The 16,711-nt window shown below is 33.9% G+C and carries 22 protein-coding genes; 11 read left to right on the top strand and 11 right to left on the bottom strand.

Annotated elements, in window-relative coordinates; translation table 11 throughout:
- The first annotated feature begins 1,346 nt into the window (after window positions 1–1,346).
- The 3 genes from HS5_RS01170 to HS5_RS01160 all read left to right on the top strand — a co-directional run bounded on the left by HS5_RS01170 (window position 1,347) and on the right by HS5_RS01160 (window position 3,275).
- Complete coding sequence (locus HS5_RS01170; protein ID WP_236752259.1) at window positions 1,347–1,730, top strand: ribbon-helix-helix protein, CopG family; 384 nt, start codon at window positions 1,347–1,349, stop codon at window positions 1,728–1,730.
- A gap of 376 nt (window positions 1,731–2,106) precedes the next feature.
- Window positions 2,107–2,388, top strand: coding sequence for an AAA family ATPase (locus tag HS5_RS01165; protein ID WP_236752258.1), 282 nt, complete (start codon window positions 2,107–2,109; stop codon window positions 2,386–2,388).
- A 434-nt stretch (window positions 2,389–2,822) separates the two neighbouring features.
- Window positions 2,823–3,275: a hypothetical protein gene (locus HS5_RS01160; protein ID WP_236752257.1), complete on the top strand. Its 453-nt coding sequence runs from the start codon at window positions 2,823–2,825 to the stop codon at window positions 3,273–3,275.
- 89 nt (window positions 3,276–3,364) lie between these two features.
- On the opposite strand, the gene HS5_RS01155 is transcribed toward HS5_RS01160, so the two are convergent.
- Both HS5_RS01155 and HS5_RS01150 read right to left on the bottom strand, forming a co-directional pair.
- Entirely contained in the window at window positions 3,365–3,799 is a 435-nt protein-coding gene (locus HS5_RS01155; RefSeq protein ID WP_236752256.1) for a MarR family transcriptional regulator, read from the bottom strand.
- Window positions 3,786–5,462 (bottom strand): MFS transporter, encoded by a 1,677-nt coding sequence (locus HS5_RS01150; RefSeq protein ID WP_236752255.1) that lies wholly within the window; start codon window positions 5,460–5,462, stop codon window positions 3,786–3,788. The genes HS5_RS01155 and HS5_RS01150 overlap by 14 nt, the downstream gene beginning before the upstream one ends.
- 266 nt (window positions 5,463–5,728) lie before the next feature.
- Here HS5_RS01150 and HS5_RS01145 point away from each other — a divergent pair, with 266 nt between their 5' ends.
- Window positions 5,729–5,917 (top strand): hypothetical protein, encoded by a 189-nt coding sequence (locus HS5_RS01145; RefSeq protein ID WP_236752254.1) that lies wholly within the window; start codon window positions 5,729–5,731, stop codon window positions 5,915–5,917.
- A 119-nt stretch (window positions 5,918–6,036) separates the two neighbouring features.
- Here HS5_RS01145 and HS5_RS01140 read toward each other — a convergent pair whose 3' ends face one another.
- The gene (locus HS5_RS01140; protein WP_236752253.1) at window positions 6,037–6,264 is read right to left on the bottom strand and encodes an AbrB/MazE/SpoVT family DNA-binding domain-containing protein; all 228 of its coding nucleotides are present in this window, start codon (window positions 6,262–6,264) and stop codon (window positions 6,037–6,039) included.
- A 178-nt stretch (window positions 6,265–6,442) separates the two neighbouring features.
- Window positions 6,443–8,116 (bottom strand): thiamine pyrophosphate-binding protein, encoded by a 1,674-nt coding sequence (locus HS5_RS01135; protein ID WP_236752252.1) that lies wholly within the window; start codon window positions 8,114–8,116, stop codon window positions 6,443–6,445.
- 486 nt (window positions 8,117–8,602) lie between these two features.
- On the opposite strand from HS5_RS01135, the gene HS5_RS01130 reads away from it, so the two are divergent.
- Entirely contained in the window at window positions 8,603–8,959 is a 357-nt protein-coding gene (locus HS5_RS01130; RefSeq protein ID WP_236752251.1) for a hypothetical protein, read from the top strand.
- On the top strand, window positions 8,959–9,285 hold the full coding sequence (locus HS5_RS01125; protein WP_236752250.1) for a DsrE family protein: 327 nt from the start codon (window positions 8,959–8,961) through the stop codon (window positions 9,283–9,285). The genes HS5_RS01130 and HS5_RS01125 overlap by 1 nt, the downstream gene beginning before the upstream one ends.
- A gap of 70 nt (window positions 9,286–9,355) precedes the next feature.
- On the opposite strand, the gene HS5_RS01120 is transcribed toward HS5_RS01125, so the two are convergent.
- From HS5_RS01120 to HS5_RS01110, 3 genes are read right to left on the bottom strand one after another with little or no spacing between them, the layout of a single operon-like run.
- On the bottom strand, window positions 9,356–9,499 hold the full coding sequence (locus HS5_RS01120) for a hypothetical protein (RefSeq protein ID WP_236752249.1): 144 nt from the start codon (window positions 9,497–9,499) through the stop codon (window positions 9,356–9,358).
- Between the two features lie 14 nt (window positions 9,500–9,513).
- Window positions 9,514–10,005 carry a hypothetical protein gene (locus tag HS5_RS01115; RefSeq protein WP_236752248.1) on the bottom strand — a complete coding sequence of 164 codons (492 nt, stop codon included), beginning with the start codon at window positions 10,003–10,005 and terminating at the stop codon, window positions 9,514–9,516.
- A 55-nt stretch (window positions 10,006–10,060) separates the two neighbouring features.
- A complete protein-coding gene (locus HS5_RS01110) occupies window positions 10,061–10,861 on the bottom strand; it encodes an ArsR family transcriptional regulator (RefSeq protein ID WP_236752247.1) in 801 nt (266 codons plus the stop codon).
- Window positions 10,862–11,032: 171 nt separating this feature from the next.
- On the opposite strand from HS5_RS01110, the gene HS5_RS01105 reads away from it, so the two are divergent.
- On the top strand, window positions 11,033–11,404 hold the full coding sequence (locus HS5_RS01105) for a hypothetical protein (protein WP_236752246.1): 372 nt from the start codon (window positions 11,033–11,035) through the stop codon (window positions 11,402–11,404).
- Here the strand turns inward: HS5_RS01105 and HS5_RS01100 are convergent.
- The 4 genes from HS5_RS01100 to HS5_RS01085 are packed head-to-tail and all read right to left on the bottom strand — an operon-like array spanning window position 11,388 to window position 14,018.
- Window positions 11,388–11,588 carry a ribbon-helix-helix domain-containing protein gene (locus tag HS5_RS01100; RefSeq protein WP_236752245.1) on the bottom strand — a complete coding sequence of 67 codons (201 nt, stop codon included), beginning with the start codon at window positions 11,586–11,588 and terminating at the stop codon, window positions 11,388–11,390. The two genes, HS5_RS01105 and HS5_RS01100, sit on opposite strands and share 17 nt — an antisense overlap.
- Window positions 11,573–12,133: a hypothetical protein gene (locus tag HS5_RS01095; protein WP_236752244.1), complete on the bottom strand. Its 561-nt coding sequence runs from the start codon at window positions 12,131–12,133 to the stop codon at window positions 11,573–11,575. The genes HS5_RS01100 and HS5_RS01095 overlap by 16 nt, the downstream gene beginning before the upstream one ends.
- Window positions 12,130–13,575 carry a hypothetical protein gene (locus HS5_RS01090; RefSeq protein ID WP_236752243.1) on the bottom strand — a complete coding sequence of 482 codons (1,446 nt, stop codon included), beginning with the start codon at window positions 13,573–13,575 and terminating at the stop codon, window positions 12,130–12,132. The genes HS5_RS01095 and HS5_RS01090 overlap by 4 nt, the downstream gene beginning before the upstream one ends.
- Complete coding sequence (locus HS5_RS01085) at window positions 13,572–14,018, bottom strand: hypothetical protein (RefSeq protein WP_236752242.1); 447 nt, start codon at window positions 14,016–14,018, stop codon at window positions 13,572–13,574. Before HS5_RS01085 ends, HS5_RS01090 begins: the two co-directional genes overlap by 4 nt.
- Window positions 14,019–14,231: 213 nt before the next feature.
- Between HS5_RS01085 and HS5_RS01080 the strand changes: the two genes are divergently transcribed.
- The 4 genes from HS5_RS01080 to HS5_RS01065 are packed head-to-tail and all read left to right on the top strand — an operon-like array spanning window position 14,232 to window position 16,711.
- Window positions 14,232–15,041 carry an archaellin/type IV pilin N-terminal domain-containing protein gene (locus HS5_RS01080; protein ID WP_276574450.1) on the top strand — a complete coding sequence of 270 codons (810 nt, stop codon included), beginning with the start codon at window positions 14,232–14,234 and terminating at the stop codon, window positions 15,039–15,041.
- A 38-nt stretch (window positions 15,042–15,079) separates the two neighbouring features.
- The gene (locus tag HS5_RS01075) at window positions 15,080–15,793 is read left to right on the top strand and encodes a hypothetical protein (protein WP_236752240.1); all 714 of its coding nucleotides are present in this window, start codon (window positions 15,080–15,082) and stop codon (window positions 15,791–15,793) included.
- Window positions 15,771–16,226 carry a hypothetical protein gene (locus tag HS5_RS01070; protein WP_236752239.1) on the top strand — a complete coding sequence of 152 codons (456 nt, stop codon included), beginning with the start codon at window positions 15,771–15,773 and terminating at the stop codon, window positions 16,224–16,226. Before HS5_RS01075 ends, HS5_RS01070 begins: the two co-directional genes overlap by 23 nt.
- Complete coding sequence (locus HS5_RS01065; protein WP_236752238.1) at window positions 16,226–16,711, top strand: hypothetical protein; 486 nt, start codon at window positions 16,226–16,228, stop codon at window positions 16,709–16,711. Before HS5_RS01070 ends, HS5_RS01065 begins: the two co-directional genes overlap by 1 nt.

Genomic DNA, 16,711 nt, shown 5'->3' with positions numbered 1-16,711 from the left:
TAAGCAGAGTTTTTATTAAATTTCATAATTAAAAGTAAGTTTTGCATCTTGGTAAAAATTGAGTATCTGTCTTATAGTGTTGTTCATTATTAGAATTTTGCACGATACTGACTGAGTAAGATAGTATTACTTACTATACTTAGAGTTCTTATAACTATGTCATGAGTTTTCAATCATAAAACTAAAATCTACGAGAGAAGCGATGGAACAAGTCAGGGGAGGTTTTTATGTATATTATTATTAGCACGGCACTTATCATGAGCGGTATAAATGCGGAAGAAGAGACGCATAAAATATCGTAAGGCTTTACGTCACTATGTTCTAAAAATAACATTAGGCTAACAGAGCTAATTGTAGCATTACTTAATGCCTTGTAAGGTGTTACGTGGCTAAAGAAACAGAGTATCGAATTAACGTATTCATATACAAGGAAATTTGAGTTACACGAAATGTATAAACAGTCAAGTGTCTTTTGGCAACTTGCAAGTACTAAATATTTAACTGTAACAGAGTTAGTACGATATGAGAGCTGTTTGGTAATAATTGAAGGAAATATTGAACACGATCTAGGTAAATTACCTGATAACTGTAGTGTATAATTACCTAGCGTAATCTTAGTACAACTTGAGTTGATGAAGAGCATTTTAATTATAGGAGATGGTGAGGGGAGTGTAAATTGTGAATTCAGTATATAATAATTTGCTACTGCATTACGTTTACAGTGGTCAGTCACGAGACACGTAAATAGTCTTCCGCACAATGTAATATTGTACTCACAATTACCCACGTCCGTAATATTTACTATGATTCCTTTACCTCTAGTACAAATCTCTAAAGTTTTAGTAATGTTTTCTCCTGTCCTCCATGTCAATTCAATACATGCCCAGGAGATGTCATAAGTAAAATAAGCCCCTTTATTAATCTTATAAAGAGGGTATGAAGGACATAGGATAAAATAGTAATAAGCTAAGGGAATGAAATTAATGAGCCCGTCAAGGATTATTATTGCTAATGCAACAATCAGAATTACGGATCTTAACAATGACTTCACCCTAATTGCAGAATTTTATACTTAGCTTCACATTAATTGTTTTTAAACTAATTATATATACTTATCGCGATCATTATATGAAAAGATTTCAGTGAATGAGAAAAATTAGTTAAAATTTTTCACGAAATAAAGAAGAAAAGATGACAAGAAAGAACAATAAACTATATAGTATTACGAGAAATTTACTGAAGTGCATACTTGTTTGATTGCCTTAACATATCTAAAAAAGTTTGGTTACGAAATATATACACATTAGCTTTTAACCTATATTACCTAGATAAACTAGGTGAAATAGGTGACTTTAGTCATAAAGAGGATTAATGAGGAGAAACTGAGGGAATTTAAGGCTGAGGCAATAAGGAGAGGATTAACTCTGTCAGAAGCAATAGAGCAGGCTATAGATTTATGGCTAAACAAAGCTAGAGACGACGACGAAAGGGAAATTAATAATCGTGTCTTTGAGAATATGAAGAAAGAGATTTTATCTAAATATTGGAATAAATACGTAGTTATAGCTAAAGGCCAGTTTATAGGAGCATTTGATACCTTAGATGAAGTTAGGAACACACTTAAGAGCCTTAATGTATCACAGGCTATAGTATTTAATCCAAGTGAAGATAAGAGAATGGATAGGAGGAAGTTTATCGCTATAATTAAAGCCGAAAAGCCTTTCCCTTAAGCTTTACAACGTATTAGGAGAAAAGTTCAACATTATTTTGAGAAACGGGTTCCCGAGCTATTTTACTTACTTCTACAAACTATAATTCCAAGATGGAGAGCTACCAAAAGAGTCTTGGTTCAGATTTAGGACATTAAACGGTAATATAGCTATAAAAACCTCTATTTATAATAGAATTAAACAGTAAAAAGTAAAGGCTTACGTTTTTTCACCGAGGAAAGGGCTTAACAGGTCTTAAAGTTCTAAAAAGAGCGTCAAAGCTCTGGAAGTATGTATATAAACAAAATTATACTGAGTCTTGTATTTGTGAGTACTCACTTAGCACCGTTAGTAGAAAAATCCTCAATTAAATTCTTAAACCTTATAGACTAGTCCTATGAGACTATATCTTAGAAGACGAGAAGAAGAGAAAATAAGGAACATTAACAGTTGGACTTTAGTTTACGGAAGGAGAAAAACCGGAAAGACAACGCTTATAAAAAACAACCTAAAAATGGACTTTTACGCATTAATAGCTGACTCTAACAACGCAATAGACCTTAACGATAATATAATGAAAATAGACGACGTTATGAAGGAGGTAAAATCAACTCTGTCTAAGGGAGGTACTGCAGTAATCGATGAATTCCAAAGATTGCCGAGGTATACTGGAGCATAATAAGCAATTGGAAAAGGGAAGGGACTCTAGTACTTGTGGCTTCTAGTTACGGAATAGTTAACAAGGTATTTGATAGGAATAGCCCCCACTCCTTGGATTATTTCTGCCCATGGAAATAGGGATAATATCTTATGAGAACGTTCTTTCACAGTTAAGAGACCCCCTTCTTTCAGTGCTTTACAGAGACCCTTGGATAATTCCTTATTATAGACAGTTATAACGACTTTGTTAGGAAGATAAAAGAACTTTCCTTAGTTTCAAAGGGGCTAATAGGAGAGGTATTTAAAGAGGAAGAAAGGCAGTTAAGTGAAATATATTACAAGACGTTACTCCTTCTAGGAGAGGGCGTTTGGAAAACTTCAGAAATTACAGGAATTATACAACCTAAAGGAGGGAAAGGGACAATCTCCTCAATGGTTAATAAACTGGTTAAGATGGGACTTGTACAGAAGATTCCTACGCTCTCCAAGGAAAATTACTATAAGGTTTATTCCCCTCAGCTCTCCTTAGCTTTATATGCCGAAGCTAAGTATAGAGTTTCCGAACTAGACGTAAAGGTAAACGAGTTGCCTATAGGGAGAGAAGTGCAATTTAGTGTAGGTGAGTTATTAGCAAAATATTTTGGCGGAGTGCTATATTACTCTCCTAAGGAGGACATTGACGTGGTGATAGTTAAAAAGAAGAAACCCATCTGGGCATTTGAGGTAAAAATGGGAGAAATAACCAGAGGAGAAGCTAAGGAGGCTATAAAAAGGATGAGTAAGGTTGCGGAAAAAGTAGGGCTAGTTAGTTTAAAGGAAAAACCTGAAGAAATTAGTGACTTAAGTATAGGTCCTAAAGAGTTGTTAGAAATCGCAGAAGAAGTGAGAAAAAGGAGTGCAGATTGATTTGGGTTTTCCCTCCTTATGACTTTAATTATCTAACACTCTATGTTAGCGAATTACCTTCTCCTATACTCTTTAACATCTGACAAAAATCATTTAGATTCAATCTCATTTATTCTTTCAAGGATTTTATTAAGCCCCACTAACACTTTGTCAAGCCCATCCATTCCTTCAAGGATTTCAGATGCTAATTCCTTATATATTTTAACCCCTTCCTCAAATACCTTCTTTCCTTTAGGAGTTATTGAAATGACAACTACTCTCCTATCTTCTACGCTCCTCTTCCTCTCGACTAAATGTTGGCTTTCAAGCCTATCTACGGCAGAAGTAATTGCGGACTGTGTAACGTAAAACCTTTTAGACAGCCCGACCATAGTTATAGGTCCTTCATTCGTAGCTTTTAAAATTAGAAAGTCTAGGTAAGTTATGTTTAAGCTTTCTAAACGCCTGTTTAATTCCCTCTGCATTGCCCTGTAAATCTTAGCTATTGTACTGAAGACTTGTATATCTTCCTCAGCTTTTAACACTTCTATCACCTTCTAAATCAGCTATTTGAATCCTCCCTCTAAGTGCTGAAGTTATTGCAGCAATGAATGACATTATTGCACCAACGTAAAATGCATCTCTTAAAGCAGACATAAAGGCTGGGGCTATCGCTGTGGGGAACCAGGTTCTCTGCTCCATAGTAGCTATTGCTGAAGGTGGTATCGTAGAAAGGACGTTCTGAGGTAAAGTAGACAGTATTGATTTTACTGGGTCATAACCTAAGAAAGCCGCAAACAATGCCCCGGTAACAGGGACTTTCTGGACAAGAGGAGTTAACTGTGGTGCTCCTGCTTGTGTTACCGCTTGAGTTAAGGAGTGAGGCAGTGCTACGGAAAGAGACAATATGACTATTGTAAAGAAGAGAGCTATACTTGCGGTCTGCCCGCTGTTCTGCAATGTTGCCCTCATTCCTGAGGCAACTCCCCTATACTTTGCAGGTACGCTGTTCATTATTGACGCAGTATTAGGAGAAGCAAACATTCCGTTGCCTAAACCCATAAAGAATATTATTAATGCAAACTCTGGATAGCTGAAATTGTAAGGAAGGGTAGTAAGCGCTAAAAAACCTATGCCCACGATTACCATTCCTAAAGTAGCTAACACTCTTGCACCATGTCTGTCGGAAAGCCAACCGCTTATTGGCCCCATTGTTACGAATCCTAACATTAGAGGTATAGTATATATTCCAGCCCAGAAGGGGGTTTGACAGTAAGGTACTCCATGAAGGGGTAACCATATACCTTGCAGGAAGATTATTATCATAATCATTAACCCGCCGTAAGCAAAAGATCTTAACATACTTGCAAAGTTACCTGCAGCAAACATCCTTATCTTAAAGAGCTCCATCCTGAACATTGGGTATTTTACTCTCCTTTCAACAAATGGGAACGCAACCAGTAGTCCAGCACCGCTTACCATTGAAGCTATAACCCAAGGATCTCCCCAACCGGTTTGTGAACTTCCGTACGGCATTAGACCGTAAGTTACTCCTATTAATATTAATATAAGCCCAAGACCGAAAATCACGTTTCCAGCGATGTCCAGCCCTTCGTTCCTGCTAGGTTTAGATAATTCCTTAAGCTTAGTGTAACTCCAAATAGTCCCGAATATACCTACTGGTACGCTTACTAAGAATACGTATCTCCAGTTTATTACAGAAAGGATACCTCCTAGAATTAGTCCTATCAATGAGCCTGCTAGTCCAGCTATTTGGTTTATCCCTAAAGCCTTTCCCCTTTCGTTATAGGGGAATGCGTCTGTTAGAATTGCAGCACTATTTGCCATAAGGAAGGCTCCTCCTATTCCTTGGATTATTCTGAATATTATTAGCTCCATTGCGCCTAAGTCTCCCATATTGGGAGTTAATGACAAAAGTATTGACCCTATCGTGAAAATTAAGAAACCTAAATTATACAACCTAACTCTACCGTACATGTCTGAAAGCCTTCCAAATGATACTAGGAGTGTAGCAGTTACTATGTTATATCCCATTAGTATCCATAATAAATACTGGAATGAAGTGAGGGGGTTTATGTCAATTCCTCTAAATATTGCAGGAAGGGAGATAATAGTAATTGTGCCGTTTATCGTTGCCATTAAAATTCCTACTGTTGTGTTACTTAAGGTAACCCACTTGTACTCCATGAGTTTATCTTGATTATTAACTATTTAATGTTTTGGAATCAAACTTTTAGATACAAAACTTTTTAAAGAATAAGCCTTGTGAAGTTTTAATAAGGTCTGCCCATTTTGATATAGGTCTACTCACTTTTAATTTAATACTTGATACTTAATATCTACAAAAGTATATGATAAAGCAGACGTAAAAGGAGATAAACCAAATTTAAAATTTTACATTTACCTTTCTCTTTAATTCTTCATCATTACTTATAATTTATAGGTTATTTTTAATGGCTGTAGTTATATGTATCGAGTCTTCCAAATCTAGTTTATATTTGTCCATAGTCCTAAGTATGTCATTCCAAGATGGCATATCTATAAAATTAATATCCAGAGCCCTAAATGCGTCAATGACTGTCTTGATGAAAGAGGAGTCTTTTAACGATTTAATAACTTACTCAAGACTATCGAAGTTATGAAAGGTGTTATTATTGAAGTATACTCGTTGCTTGTCTCGTATAGCCACTTTTTAGCTATAGGACCTAAATTGCTATCGCCAACTAAATAATATACAAAGATATTTACATCAAAATACCTTTCATTCCTTTAATAAAGTTTCCTCAAATACTTTGTCTATGTCGATATTTCCAATATCTTTCCTGAAAATTCCATAATATTTTTCAGGGTTAGAACTAACTGGTTTTAAGATTATTTTACCTTGCTCAACTTTTAGTCTAAATTTTCTAACTTTAATTTGCTCCCTAACTTCTTTAGGTATAGTAATCCTTCCTCTCTCATCTACTGTAATGTCGTATTCGTCCCTCATATATTCCCATTTTTATACTCTCAAATATAAAGTTGGATTTTTCCTTACTAAGACAAAATTGTATCATACAAATATCTTTTTATATCAATTAAAATATATACGTTGTAATTATATTCGGATTGTATTACTCTCACATAAATCTTACAAAAAAATTTATTTAAAAGACATACAACAACCATCATCTTTTACTACTTTTATCTTCGGTGATTTCAATCCATTTTTCTCTAAATATAGACAATACATAACCTTCGGCTTGCTTAAACGTTAGCTTAGGTGGCATAGGCCTCTCGTCAGGATTAACTACTGCCTCCAGTATTGCTCCTCCTTCAGTATTAAGGAATTCGTCTATAACGCTTTCGTCTTTAGGGTCTTCCATCCTATATCCTTTAAACCCAACGGCCTCAGCTATTTTCACGAAGTCAGGGTTGTAAAGGTCTACTCCCCATTCCGGATATCCCATTACTTCCTGCTCAAACTTTATCATACCTAGTTTAGAATTATTATAAGCCACGACTTTAAGCGGTACATTATACTTCTTTGCAGTTATTAACTCCATCATTGTCATTGTAAAACCTCCATCTCCTGCAAAGACTATAGTTTGCTTCCCTCTCGCAAAGTAAGCTCCTATTCCTCCAGGAATTCCGATCCCCATAGAACCCAACCATGAGGAAAAGGCAAAAACTTGTTCACCGGAAGCCCTGAAATTCCTTGCAGTCCACATAGTTACATTACCTACATCAGTTACTACTGTTGCGTCCTTATCGCATTTTTGAGAAACTAGATATGCTACTCTCTGAGGTTTCATCGGTTTAGATAAATCGTTTTCCTGTTCTGAAAGCTCTTTTAACCAATCTTCCTTACTTTCCTTCATATTCTCGTAATATTTCTCCTCCTTCTCATTTACCTTCTCGTTTATCCTTAGGAAGTCCTTTACAGGTACTGGAAAAGCTAAATCTACCGGTATCCTTTTACCTATATTTGCTTCATCCACGTCTACTTGGATCACTTTAACTCCACTTGGTAGGAAATTAACGTAAGGGAAAGACGTTCCGAGCAAAATCAGTAAATCTGCGTTGTCAATCGCTTTTACTGAAGGCTTTGTCCCCAGAAGACCTAGACCACCCATAACTTTAGGGTCGCTGTCTGACAGGACACCCTTGCCGTTAAGTGCATGAATTACCGGTGCACCTATCTTTTCCGCAAAGTCGTTAATTTCCTTTGCAGATCCCCTTGCTCCTCCTCCTATCATGATAACGGGCTTTTTACTCTCATTTATCATTTCAACAGCCTTAGAGAAATCCGGTAAATAGCTTACCTCTGGAGTTAGCGTTTGTTTACTCTCCTCGTATTTAGCATCTTTCCTAAGAATATCTACCGGTAAATTAATGTGAGCAACGCCTCTTTTACTCCTAGCTTCCCTTATAGCTCTCCTAACAATGTATTCTGCGCTTTCAGGATTTACTAATATTTGGTTAAATACTGCCACGTCGTCGAAGAGTCTAGTTAAGTTAACTTCTTGAAAGTAGTCCCTGCCTATCATATCGCTTTCTACTTGTCCAGTAAACGCTATTACCGGTGCGTGGTCCATCTTTGCATCGTAAAGTCCGTTCAATAAGTGAATTGAACCTGGTCCGGAAGTCCCCATGCACGCTGATGGCTTATGAGTTATTTTTGCCTCTACAGATGCCTCAAAAGCTGCACCTTCTTCATGCCTTGTTTGAATGTATTTTATTTTCTTTGACCTTCTTATTGCATCTACTAACGGATCTATTGAATCTCCTGGAATTCCGTAAATTCTCTCTATTCCTTCGTCTTCTAAAACTTTTACTATTACTTCTGCGACAGATGGCATATACAATTAAACGCGAAGGAAGTAATATTCGTAATTTATAATCATACTTTTACAGTATAAATACTCGAATATTTCGATAAAATTAAAAATTTAATTATTATAACCAGAAATAAGATCTTCTTTGATTTAGGTAGACTATTTATCCATGTTTGATGAAATCCTAGCTTAGGGAGACTAAAGAAAGCTAGGATAAAGAAGTTAATAACATTAATTAACCTTTTTGCTTAGTAGGGAATCTTATTCATGGATATTACTGCACTTTATACCTTGTGAGCTAGTTTAAGCTAGAGGAAGGAATCAGTCTTAGCTAACTACCTAAGAAGCAAATAAATATCTATGTAGAGTTTAAAAGTCCCTTAATACAACTTATACATTGTTCAAAATATTATAACTTACCAGTAGGATAATTATCGAGTATTAGCCTCATATTCAAACTTTTTATAGTAAAGTTTTTATACCTTAGAGTAGTATTTAGGGTGACCCTAAATGAAAGAATTTGACGACTGTTGTAACCCAAGAAAAAGAGTTTCAGCCTCAGATTTCCTAATGAACCAAAAATACGTAGGAAGAAACCTGGAAGGATACAACGTTGATATTATAAAAACGCCAAAAGGTACGGTACAAATATTCTGGAAGAAGGAAGGAGGAAAAATAGACGTAAGGTATTATTCTCCGTCCTGCTTTACTACAAAGATCGCTTTGGAGGCAATATGCGAATGGATAAACAACGGAGAAGTGAAGAACTATAGAGAGGCAATAGAAAAACTGAGCGAGATAAGAGGTTACAGACTAACTGAAGACGTGAAGAACTTGGTTTACGAAGTCTTTGAGAGGATATCGTAATGAAGAAGATTGCTTATATTGCGTTAACTAACCTAGCTCAGTATATCTTAGTGAACATGGCAATCCCTCAGCTAGAGGAAGGGAGACATAACGCTGAAGTTAAGGGAATATTCTTTGTCCACGATAACGTTTACATGCTGACTAAAGGAACAGATACTGCAGAAAGGTTAAGGAAACTCCACGAGAAAGGAATATACTTACAAGCCTGTGACCAATGTACTTACATGAGAAACCTAGCAGGCTCTTTAATTGAGGAAGCTAAGATAGGTTGCTTTCCAGACTTTTACGCAGGAGTAGGAGACGTGGACTTGATAATAACGATTTAAAGATATTTTTCTTTTTAGTAATATGATCAAAAAGTATTTTTCTTGTAATAGCGAAGAGGATTTAATAGTGCTAGTTCTTGCCTAGTTTTTCACTTATTAATATTATAATTATTCCCAATATTAATTCATAATATGCAAAATCTCCTAATGTCGTGGAAAGTCTTTCGTTATTGTAAAAGACTCCGGCAAGTATCAACAATACAATCGCTGTCAATATTATTGCCTTTCCTAGGTTTCTCGTTTTTCCACCCTATTTAACATTACATAGAATGAGAATACAAGTACCGTACTCAAGGCTAAAGCTTGATACTCATAAGTAGTGATAATACTATGATTTTTTGAAAAAGGTAAGTTAATGTGCAATATCTTTCCTGGAGCTATTGGTATTGTACTGCCGTTTAATGTAAAGTTCTCTTCATTTTCTACGTAAGATAGTACCAAATGATTATAAGTATCAACAATTATTCTCATTTCGTTATGACATACGGCTTCTGCATTAACTCCATCAAACATTATCGGCCTTCCGCTAGAATTATTACAAATTATTTGAAACAAGGGCATTGCTGCAGTGTAATTTAATACAACACCATTAGTATCAATATTTGTGATATTAACTAAAACACTGTTTCCTTGAACACTTACTATTTTAATTAGAAGGAAATAGAGCAAGGTATGACCTTGCATTACAGTGTAAAATAACGTTTGATTTACCAGATCCATATTGCCATCTTCTAAAGCCTTCTTTTTAAATCTGAGTTTCACTTTCGACTTGTAGTCACTTAGATAATAGATAAGCCAAAACACTTGAGACACCGAAGAATACAAGAAAATATAACCATATTGCCGCAACTATTTTATCTTCAGGATATTTTGATAACATAAATATTAATGGAGCTGTAATTGAAAATGAAACAAGAATCTTAAATATCGAATATTCTAAGGAATTACTTAGCGTAACCTTGGTTAGTATCTTTAAGAATGTATTACGTCTCAGTTTATACGTTCCAGGAATCTTATATGCAATCTTTTTACCCTCATCTGTGAGCATATATTCTACTTTATTTCTAAATAATCCTTTTTTAGTTATTTTCTTGAAATATTTATATTTTGTAGAAAATATATCAAGGTAATTTATTAATGTCCTCTTAGATACTCCCAATTCTCTACACAATGAATTGATAGGAACCTTATAATTATTTAAAGTGGATGCCTTTACTATTTCAACAAAGTAATAGTAATGAGTTACATTATTCAATATATCTTCAGTAGGATCTAAATCGATTACTTGCAACTGTTGCGTTGAAATCCCGCTAAGTTTTTCCATTAATTTTTTACCGTTTTCTGACAAGGTATAAATATCATATTTTACTCTTTCGACCAATCCTTTGTCTATTAACTTTCGTATTGAATCTATAACGCTTTTCTTGTTAACTCCAATTTCTTTTGCTATTTCTGAAGTACTCATAGGTCCTTTTATGAAAAGTATTAACACTATCTTCCATTGATAAACTCCTTTTGCGAAATCTATACTTTCGTCTAGTTCCTTAAGTGTATTAATGAAATTTACAAGCGACATCTAAAAAACATTATACTTTTTCGGGTATAAAAATAATATTGGTTTTTAAACAATGCTAAAATCATCCTTATGCTGTTTATGTAAGATTATAATTTTATTTTATACAAAATAACTACTTGTTAAGGGTATTCATTATATCAAAATATAAATATAAGTTATGAGGGGAAAATAATGATGAAAGAAGTAATTACAATTGCACTATCGGCATTATCTACATCGTTAGGATACTATTTTTCTAAGCCCATCTTATTTTTACCATCAATACTCTTAATCATGATGACTTACATGATAACTAAGATGCCAAGGATAAAAAGTCAGGAAGACGTTAACAAATTCCTAGAGAAATACGAGAAAAAGGGAGAAGAAGTATGTAATAAAATAGTTTATACTCATGATTTAAGTATCTTCGGATTTTTCCCTTCTAAAACTGGTAATAATATAGCTTTAGTCGACGGTAAACATTGTATAATAAAAAAGGGTAATGAAGTCCTGATATATGATACATATCAAGGCATTGATGAAGCCATTAAGATTCTGTGTTAAGGCTTTTTAAGTATTCTTTTAGTGCATCTCTTATCAGATCGCTTCTGTTCTTAAACCCAAGAACTGTCGTAGCCTTATCTATTTCCTCAAGAAATTCTTCCTCTATCTTCATAGTTACTACTACGCTATTGTTGAAATCTATTTCATATTCCAGATCATTTATTTTTCTTATGGATTCAACCATTTTAGATCACCTAAAGGTATATAATATTTATACATATAATGTCTCAAAAAGGGTATTTTCACATAATTTATTTCGTTTATTGAAATATCTTCGTTATCTTTAACAAAATTTATTACAAGTATTTTTCTTAATTCGGTTGGCGATAAAGATGTTATAAACCTATCATAAGTCTTTGCCAGGTCTAAGGTTTTCTCCATGAAGAGGGGAGGAGTAACAAACAGAGCATAAGTTATTGACTCTCTTTTATTCTCACTATATACTTTATTTTCTAATGGAATAATCTCGTTGAAAGGATTTGAGGAGTCTATTATCACATTATCCTCATTTCTTAGTGATTTAGTATAAATAAACTCAAAGTATTTCTTATCGATTTTACTATTTCCTATAGAGAGTATCTTGAAATTTTCATCCTTCAATAGTTTAGTCAACGTTAAAGTATAATCTAAATCAAGGACTATCCCAGATTTGAGGAAGTCCTTAATTATACTGTAAGCTATTGTCGATTTCCCACTTCCTCCTTTTAATCCGGTTATTAATATCCTCATATGCTAACACCCTTGTAAATATATGGAAAACTGTTCAAACTCATATACAATCCCCATATGATAAAAAATAGGAGTATAGACCTTCCAACATTTTTCAATTTAGAAATACCTATAGCTGCAGGTATGAAAAACGGGATATCAATTATTAAATTTTGGACTACTGATAACGGAATTATTGCAAGTATAGACGTTACGTATAAACTGTAAATTAGCTTATGCGTTCCATCTAGACCATAAATTGATATAGCATAATAAAGGAAGGCGTTAGCAGTACCCCAGCTTAATATTGATAACTGAGAATAAATGTTATTAAAAGAATCACCAAATGGTACTGGTAAAATTCCAGTTAATATTAGAGCTATTCCTATTACAAACATTGGAGATGTATATTTAACATAATCCAGATAGGTCTTTTTAACGTCGTGAAATATTACACGTTCTGCAATTATGTAAAGTATTACTCCGCCCTCTAACTGCGCCCACGCATAAACATGAGATAAGAGAGCCACATAAGATAAAGCTATTGAAGTCTTTAATTTACCGTTAATCAAATAACTCAAACTTAAAAAGAATAGTGATATTGAAAATAAATTAGAGTCCAAACCGGAGTATAAGAATGTGAGCAATGAAGGGGATACTGCTGCCATCAGTGCGGATAACGGACCCAAACCTTTTTGTAAAGAATTTCCTAGATTATATGCTGAAAATAGGTATAATATCGATAATGGAATCATTTCCAGTTGAGATAACGTGAGCGCATTAACAAGTTTGGATAGAGCAAATAATAAAGAAAGATATAAAGGCCTTGAGTAAAAGAACCATCCTAATTCAGGTTTGATTAGCCATTGATAATAAAACCTCCAGTCAACAGTTTCCGGATAATGGAATATGTTTAACGGAGTAAGTGGTAACATTACTATAAGTAAAACTATAATAAAAGGAAAATACCACGGAATTCTTAACGCATCATATTTTATCTTTCTTCCAAGACCATATATTATACCTAAGAACATTAACGGAATTATAATTGGTGTAAAGCCGTCTTGAATTAATATTAGAGGTAATACCAAGTAATTTACATAAATATGGAAAATATAAAATATAAGATAAGTTATCCCTAAAGAATCGGCTATTAGGAAAATAGTTTTTAATCCTCTAGCGTTCTTTAGCGTTGTAAGAGAGATTAGAAAAATCAAAGGACTTATGAATTCTGGAGGAATAACGTAAGATAAAAGAGATATTGGAATTAAAAATAGGTAATATCCGTAATTTAGAGCCATAAATATTGCGGAAAATACTAGAAACATTCTAGCTAAATTACAATTAATGAAATACCCGGTATAAGTTATTCTTCCTAATGTAAAATTGACTCCGAAAGTGGCTATCAGAGCCAAGCTTGAGAAATATATGGAAACCCAGCTATAGTTATTGATTCTCATCATAGAAATCGCCTCAGTATAATGAAAAATACTAGACTCAGAATTATCCCCACCGCAAGGTAAGCGCTAATACAAAAAATGTTCTCATAGCCGGCCAACTTGGACAAATTAGGCAAATTTTCACTAGCTATTCCAGGATAATTAGCGTATTTCAATTTTATTATCTCATTTTTGCACATCCTTTCCAGAATAACACCATTCATGCTTATTATCAGATCTCCGTTTTTAAGAGCATATACATTTATTCCATTACATGAGTAATTAGTATAATTTCCTCTAGGATATGAAAATAATACTGATAATGAAACATAAGCTGTACAATTAACTATTGTATGTGTATTAGGATTAATCCATATCACATGAAATATACTAGTATTTGTAAATATATAGAATACGTAAAGAGCAGTATGATTATATTGAATAATTTCATATCCAAGGAAATACATAAGTTCACATCTACGCTAATGTTTTTAAATAATCCGTTTAATTTCGACTGTAAGTCTACTAAAAGATATCACGCAAATTTCTGCTCAATAAATATATAATATCAGATAAAAATACTTAAAAATATAAGAAAGAGACTGATAATCGAAACTAAACAGTATATTTAAAAAATGTAACTTCTCTCTTTCTTTTAGAAAAGTGAGAAAATGAAAAACATAATACGTAGATATAATAAATTAGTAAAGAGAAAAGGTCTAGCAGGACTGGATACTGCAATAATATTAATAGCATTCATAATAACTGCATCAGTACTGGCGTTTGTAGCAATAAACATGGGACTATTCGTAACACAGAAAGCAAAGACTACTATAAATAAGGGTGATGAAACAGCTTCTACGGCGCTGCAATTAAGTAGCTCCATATTATATGCAACTAACTTTCCTAAAGACAGTGTTAGTTATTGGATATATTTCACAGTATCACCTAGCGCCGGTGTATCTAGCGTGTATTTATCGCCTGCTACTACTTCAATATCATTCCTAGCATCTGCAAGCGGAATTTCATGTTCTAACATATATGCATATACATTACTTAATTGTACAAGCGACCACTTATATTTATGTAGTCAAAAAGCAGGATCTCAAACATATTACTATTATTCTAGTCCTTATGCAGCATTATTAGCTCTACATTATAATACTGGATGTAAATATATATGTATAGAAACTACTAAACCAACTAATGGGCAGTATTTCACTTTCAATTACTCCGGTACTCAATACTATGCATATGTAAAGTCAAGTAAACCTGTAGCAATAACGTTCCCAGTTGCAGGAGATCCTCTAGTAGGTAGCGATGTAGCGCCTGCTGGTTCTACGGTAGGTGTTATAATACTATTCCCTCAATCAACTCCAGTATTCCAATATCAGACAATTACAATACAAGTAATACCTAACATAGGTGCTCCATTAACACTATGCCAATACGTGTATCAACCAGAAGCAAACGTTAGCGTAATAGGGTAAAGGTAATTTTTTTATTATTTTTGTTTTAGGTGATGAAAATGTTTTTGAATTTTACCTCAAATCCTATATTTAATTTATTATTATTGGTAAGTTTACCTCTGGCGGTGTTTTTCGTTATGTTGTTCCTTTACATGTTCAAATTTAACAAACCTAAAACTCAACAAACTATTCCCCAACCACAACAAGTTCCTCAACAAGCTGTACAGAACGTAACTGTAGACATAAGTAAAATAACCGGTAGAATAGATAAGATGCAGAACGATCTATCCAAGGTCATTAGTGATAGCAATAATGAAATAAAAGAAAGTATACAAGGCTTAGGTAAAAATTTAGAGGAATTAGCTTTGGCTATAAAGGCCAGTAAAAGTGATGAGGAGTCTCCTTTTAACATAGAGAGCGTAATCAGAAAAGAAGATAATAATAGTAATACGAGTTCAGTAATAGGCGAAAGCCTACCTAATAATATCGATTTGAAGAAAATAATCCAGTTATCAGTTCTTTTGTTTATGATGGATTATGATAAGGAAAAAATAATATCGTTATTTAGGCTTGACCTTCTTTCGTCAAAAGATGTTGAGACTATAGAAAAAATTGAGGAAATTTTGGCTAAAAATAGAGCTAAAATTTCCGCTTCAGATTTAGCATTAGTTGCTTATGATATAGCCAAAGTTAGCAATACAGTTGATAATGATGTTGTAAAATACATTTCCTTAATTCTGGGTGATCTGAATGGCGGGAGAAGTAATCAGTGAATCGATTTTGATAATAGCAAGTATTATACTTGCCGGAATTCTCGCAGGTGCAATATTTTATGCCGTAACTTTCGTTAGTACTGGATTTGATTCTGCTTCGGTTAACATGGCTCAGAAGCTCACTACTTCTCTTACCATAGTATACGCTACCAATACATCGTCGGATACTGTTGTATTTTATATACAGAACGTGGGCCAGACTCCAATTTATATAAAATCTTCCACAGTGTATTTCGGTAAAGTTTACGAGCTACAACAGATAGGCTATAATTCGGTTCCCGGTTGGAGTACTTCAGCTATGGTACTTTACCCTGGAAGTACCGTACAAGTTACTATTACTCTATCCTGCACGTTACAACAGAATCAATATTATGAAATAATGTTTGTTGCACCTAATAGTTATGAGACAACTTACGTCTTTGAGGTGATGTAATGGGGCTTTCAACTATTATGGCATTTTCATTGATTTCGGTTATTGCAATAACATTAATAGCAGTAATTTTAATTAACTTAGGATTTTCTGCTAATCTGATATATAATGCAGAAAATTTAAAACAGAGTACTAACTTAGGCCAATTAAGCTCTAGAATAACAATACTTTCTGTAACCGCCGATAGTAACGATATTTACATAAACGTAGCTAATAATGGTTCGGTTACTTTGTGGAGTTTTTGTCACTTTGCAGTAATAGTAAAGTACTATGCTAACGTTAGTGAAAGCGAAGAATTAACAATTTCCTCATACAATTATTCCAGAACTCCAACTACATATCAGTGGACATCTTCAGGAATCTTAAATCCAGATTCCGTTGTAAAGTTTACTGTAGTTTTACCTTATCCGCCTTATGCTGATACTAATGCAGTTATTATAATTTCAACTAATTATGGAACTGTAGCGGTATGGAGAGGAATATTATAG

Origin of the sequence: Acidianus sp. HS-5 (assembly GCF_021655615.1) — an archaeon.
Taxonomy (GTDB): Archaea; Thermoproteota; Thermoprotei_A; order Sulfolobales; family Sulfolobaceae; genus Acidianus.
Note: the sequence above shows the minus strand (reverse complement) of the source record. Positions and strands in the feature narration are given on the sequence as shown.

What these genes read in the sequence shown, in the direction of transcription:
- HS5_RS01130 (WP_236752251.1), top strand. Translation starts at nt 8,603, where the DNA reads ATGAAAGAATTTGACGACTGTTGTAACCCAAGAAAAAGAGTTTCAGCC.
- HS5_RS01135 (WP_236752252.1), bottom strand. Translation starts at nt 8,116, where the DNA reads ATGCCATCTGTCGCAGAAGTAATAGTAAAAGTTTTAGAAGACGAAGGA.
- HS5_RS01165 (WP_236752258.1), top strand. Translation starts at nt 2,107, where the DNA reads ATGAGACTATATCTTAGAAGACGAGAAGAAGAGAAAATAAGGAACATT.
- HS5_RS01160 (WP_236752257.1), top strand. Translation starts at nt 2,823, where the DNA reads ATGGGACTTGTACAGAAGATTCCTACGCTCTCCAAGGAAAATTACTAT.
- HS5_RS01085 (WP_236752242.1), bottom strand. Translation starts at nt 14,018, where the DNA reads ATGTATTTCCTTGGATATGAAATTATTCAATATAATCATACTGCTCTT.
- HS5_RS01150 (WP_236752255.1), bottom strand. Translation starts at nt 5,462, where the DNA reads ATGGAGTACAAGTGGGTTACCTTAAGTAACACAACAGTAGGAATTTTA.
- HS5_RS01090 (WP_236752243.1), bottom strand. Translation starts at nt 13,575, where the DNA reads ATGATGAGAATCAATAACTATAGCTGGGTTTCCATATATTTCTCAAGC.
- HS5_RS01075 (WP_236752240.1), top strand. Translation starts at nt 15,080, where the DNA reads ATGTTTTTGAATTTTACCTCAAATCCTATATTTAATTTATTATTATTG.
- HS5_RS01070 (WP_236752239.1), top strand. Translation starts at nt 15,771, where the DNA reads ATGGCGGGAGAAGTAATCAGTGAATCGATTTTGATAATAGCAAGTATT.
- HS5_RS01110 (WP_236752247.1), bottom strand. Translation starts at nt 10,861, where the DNA reads ATGTCGCTTGTAAATTTCATTAATACACTTAAGGAACTAGACGAAAGT.
- HS5_RS01100 (WP_236752245.1), bottom strand. Translation starts at nt 11,588, where the DNA reads ATGGTTGAATCCATAAGAAAAATAAATGATCTGGAATATGAAATAGAT.
- HS5_RS01145 (WP_236752254.1), top strand. Translation starts at nt 5,729, where the DNA reads ATGGCTGTAGTTATATGTATCGAGTCTTCCAAATCTAGTTTATATTTG.
- HS5_RS01095 (WP_236752244.1), bottom strand. Translation starts at nt 12,133, where the DNA reads ATGAGGATATTAATAACCGGATTAAAAGGAGGAAGTGGGAAATCGACA.
- HS5_RS01125 (WP_236752250.1), top strand. Translation starts at nt 8,959, where the DNA reads ATGAAGAAGATTGCTTATATTGCGTTAACTAACCTAGCTCAGTATATC.
- HS5_RS01065 (WP_236752238.1), top strand. Translation starts at nt 16,226, where the DNA reads ATGGGGCTTTCAACTATTATGGCATTTTCATTGATTTCGGTTATTGCA.
- HS5_RS01115 (WP_236752248.1), bottom strand. Translation starts at nt 10,005, where the DNA reads ATGGATCTGGTAAATCAAACGTTATTTTACACTGTAATGCAAGGTCAT.
- HS5_RS01140 (WP_236752253.1), bottom strand. Translation starts at nt 6,264, where the DNA reads ATGAGGGACGAATACGACATTACAGTAGATGAGAGAGGAAGGATTACT.
- HS5_RS01105 (WP_236752246.1), top strand. Translation starts at nt 11,033, where the DNA reads ATGATGAAAGAAGTAATTACAATTGCACTATCGGCATTATCTACATCG.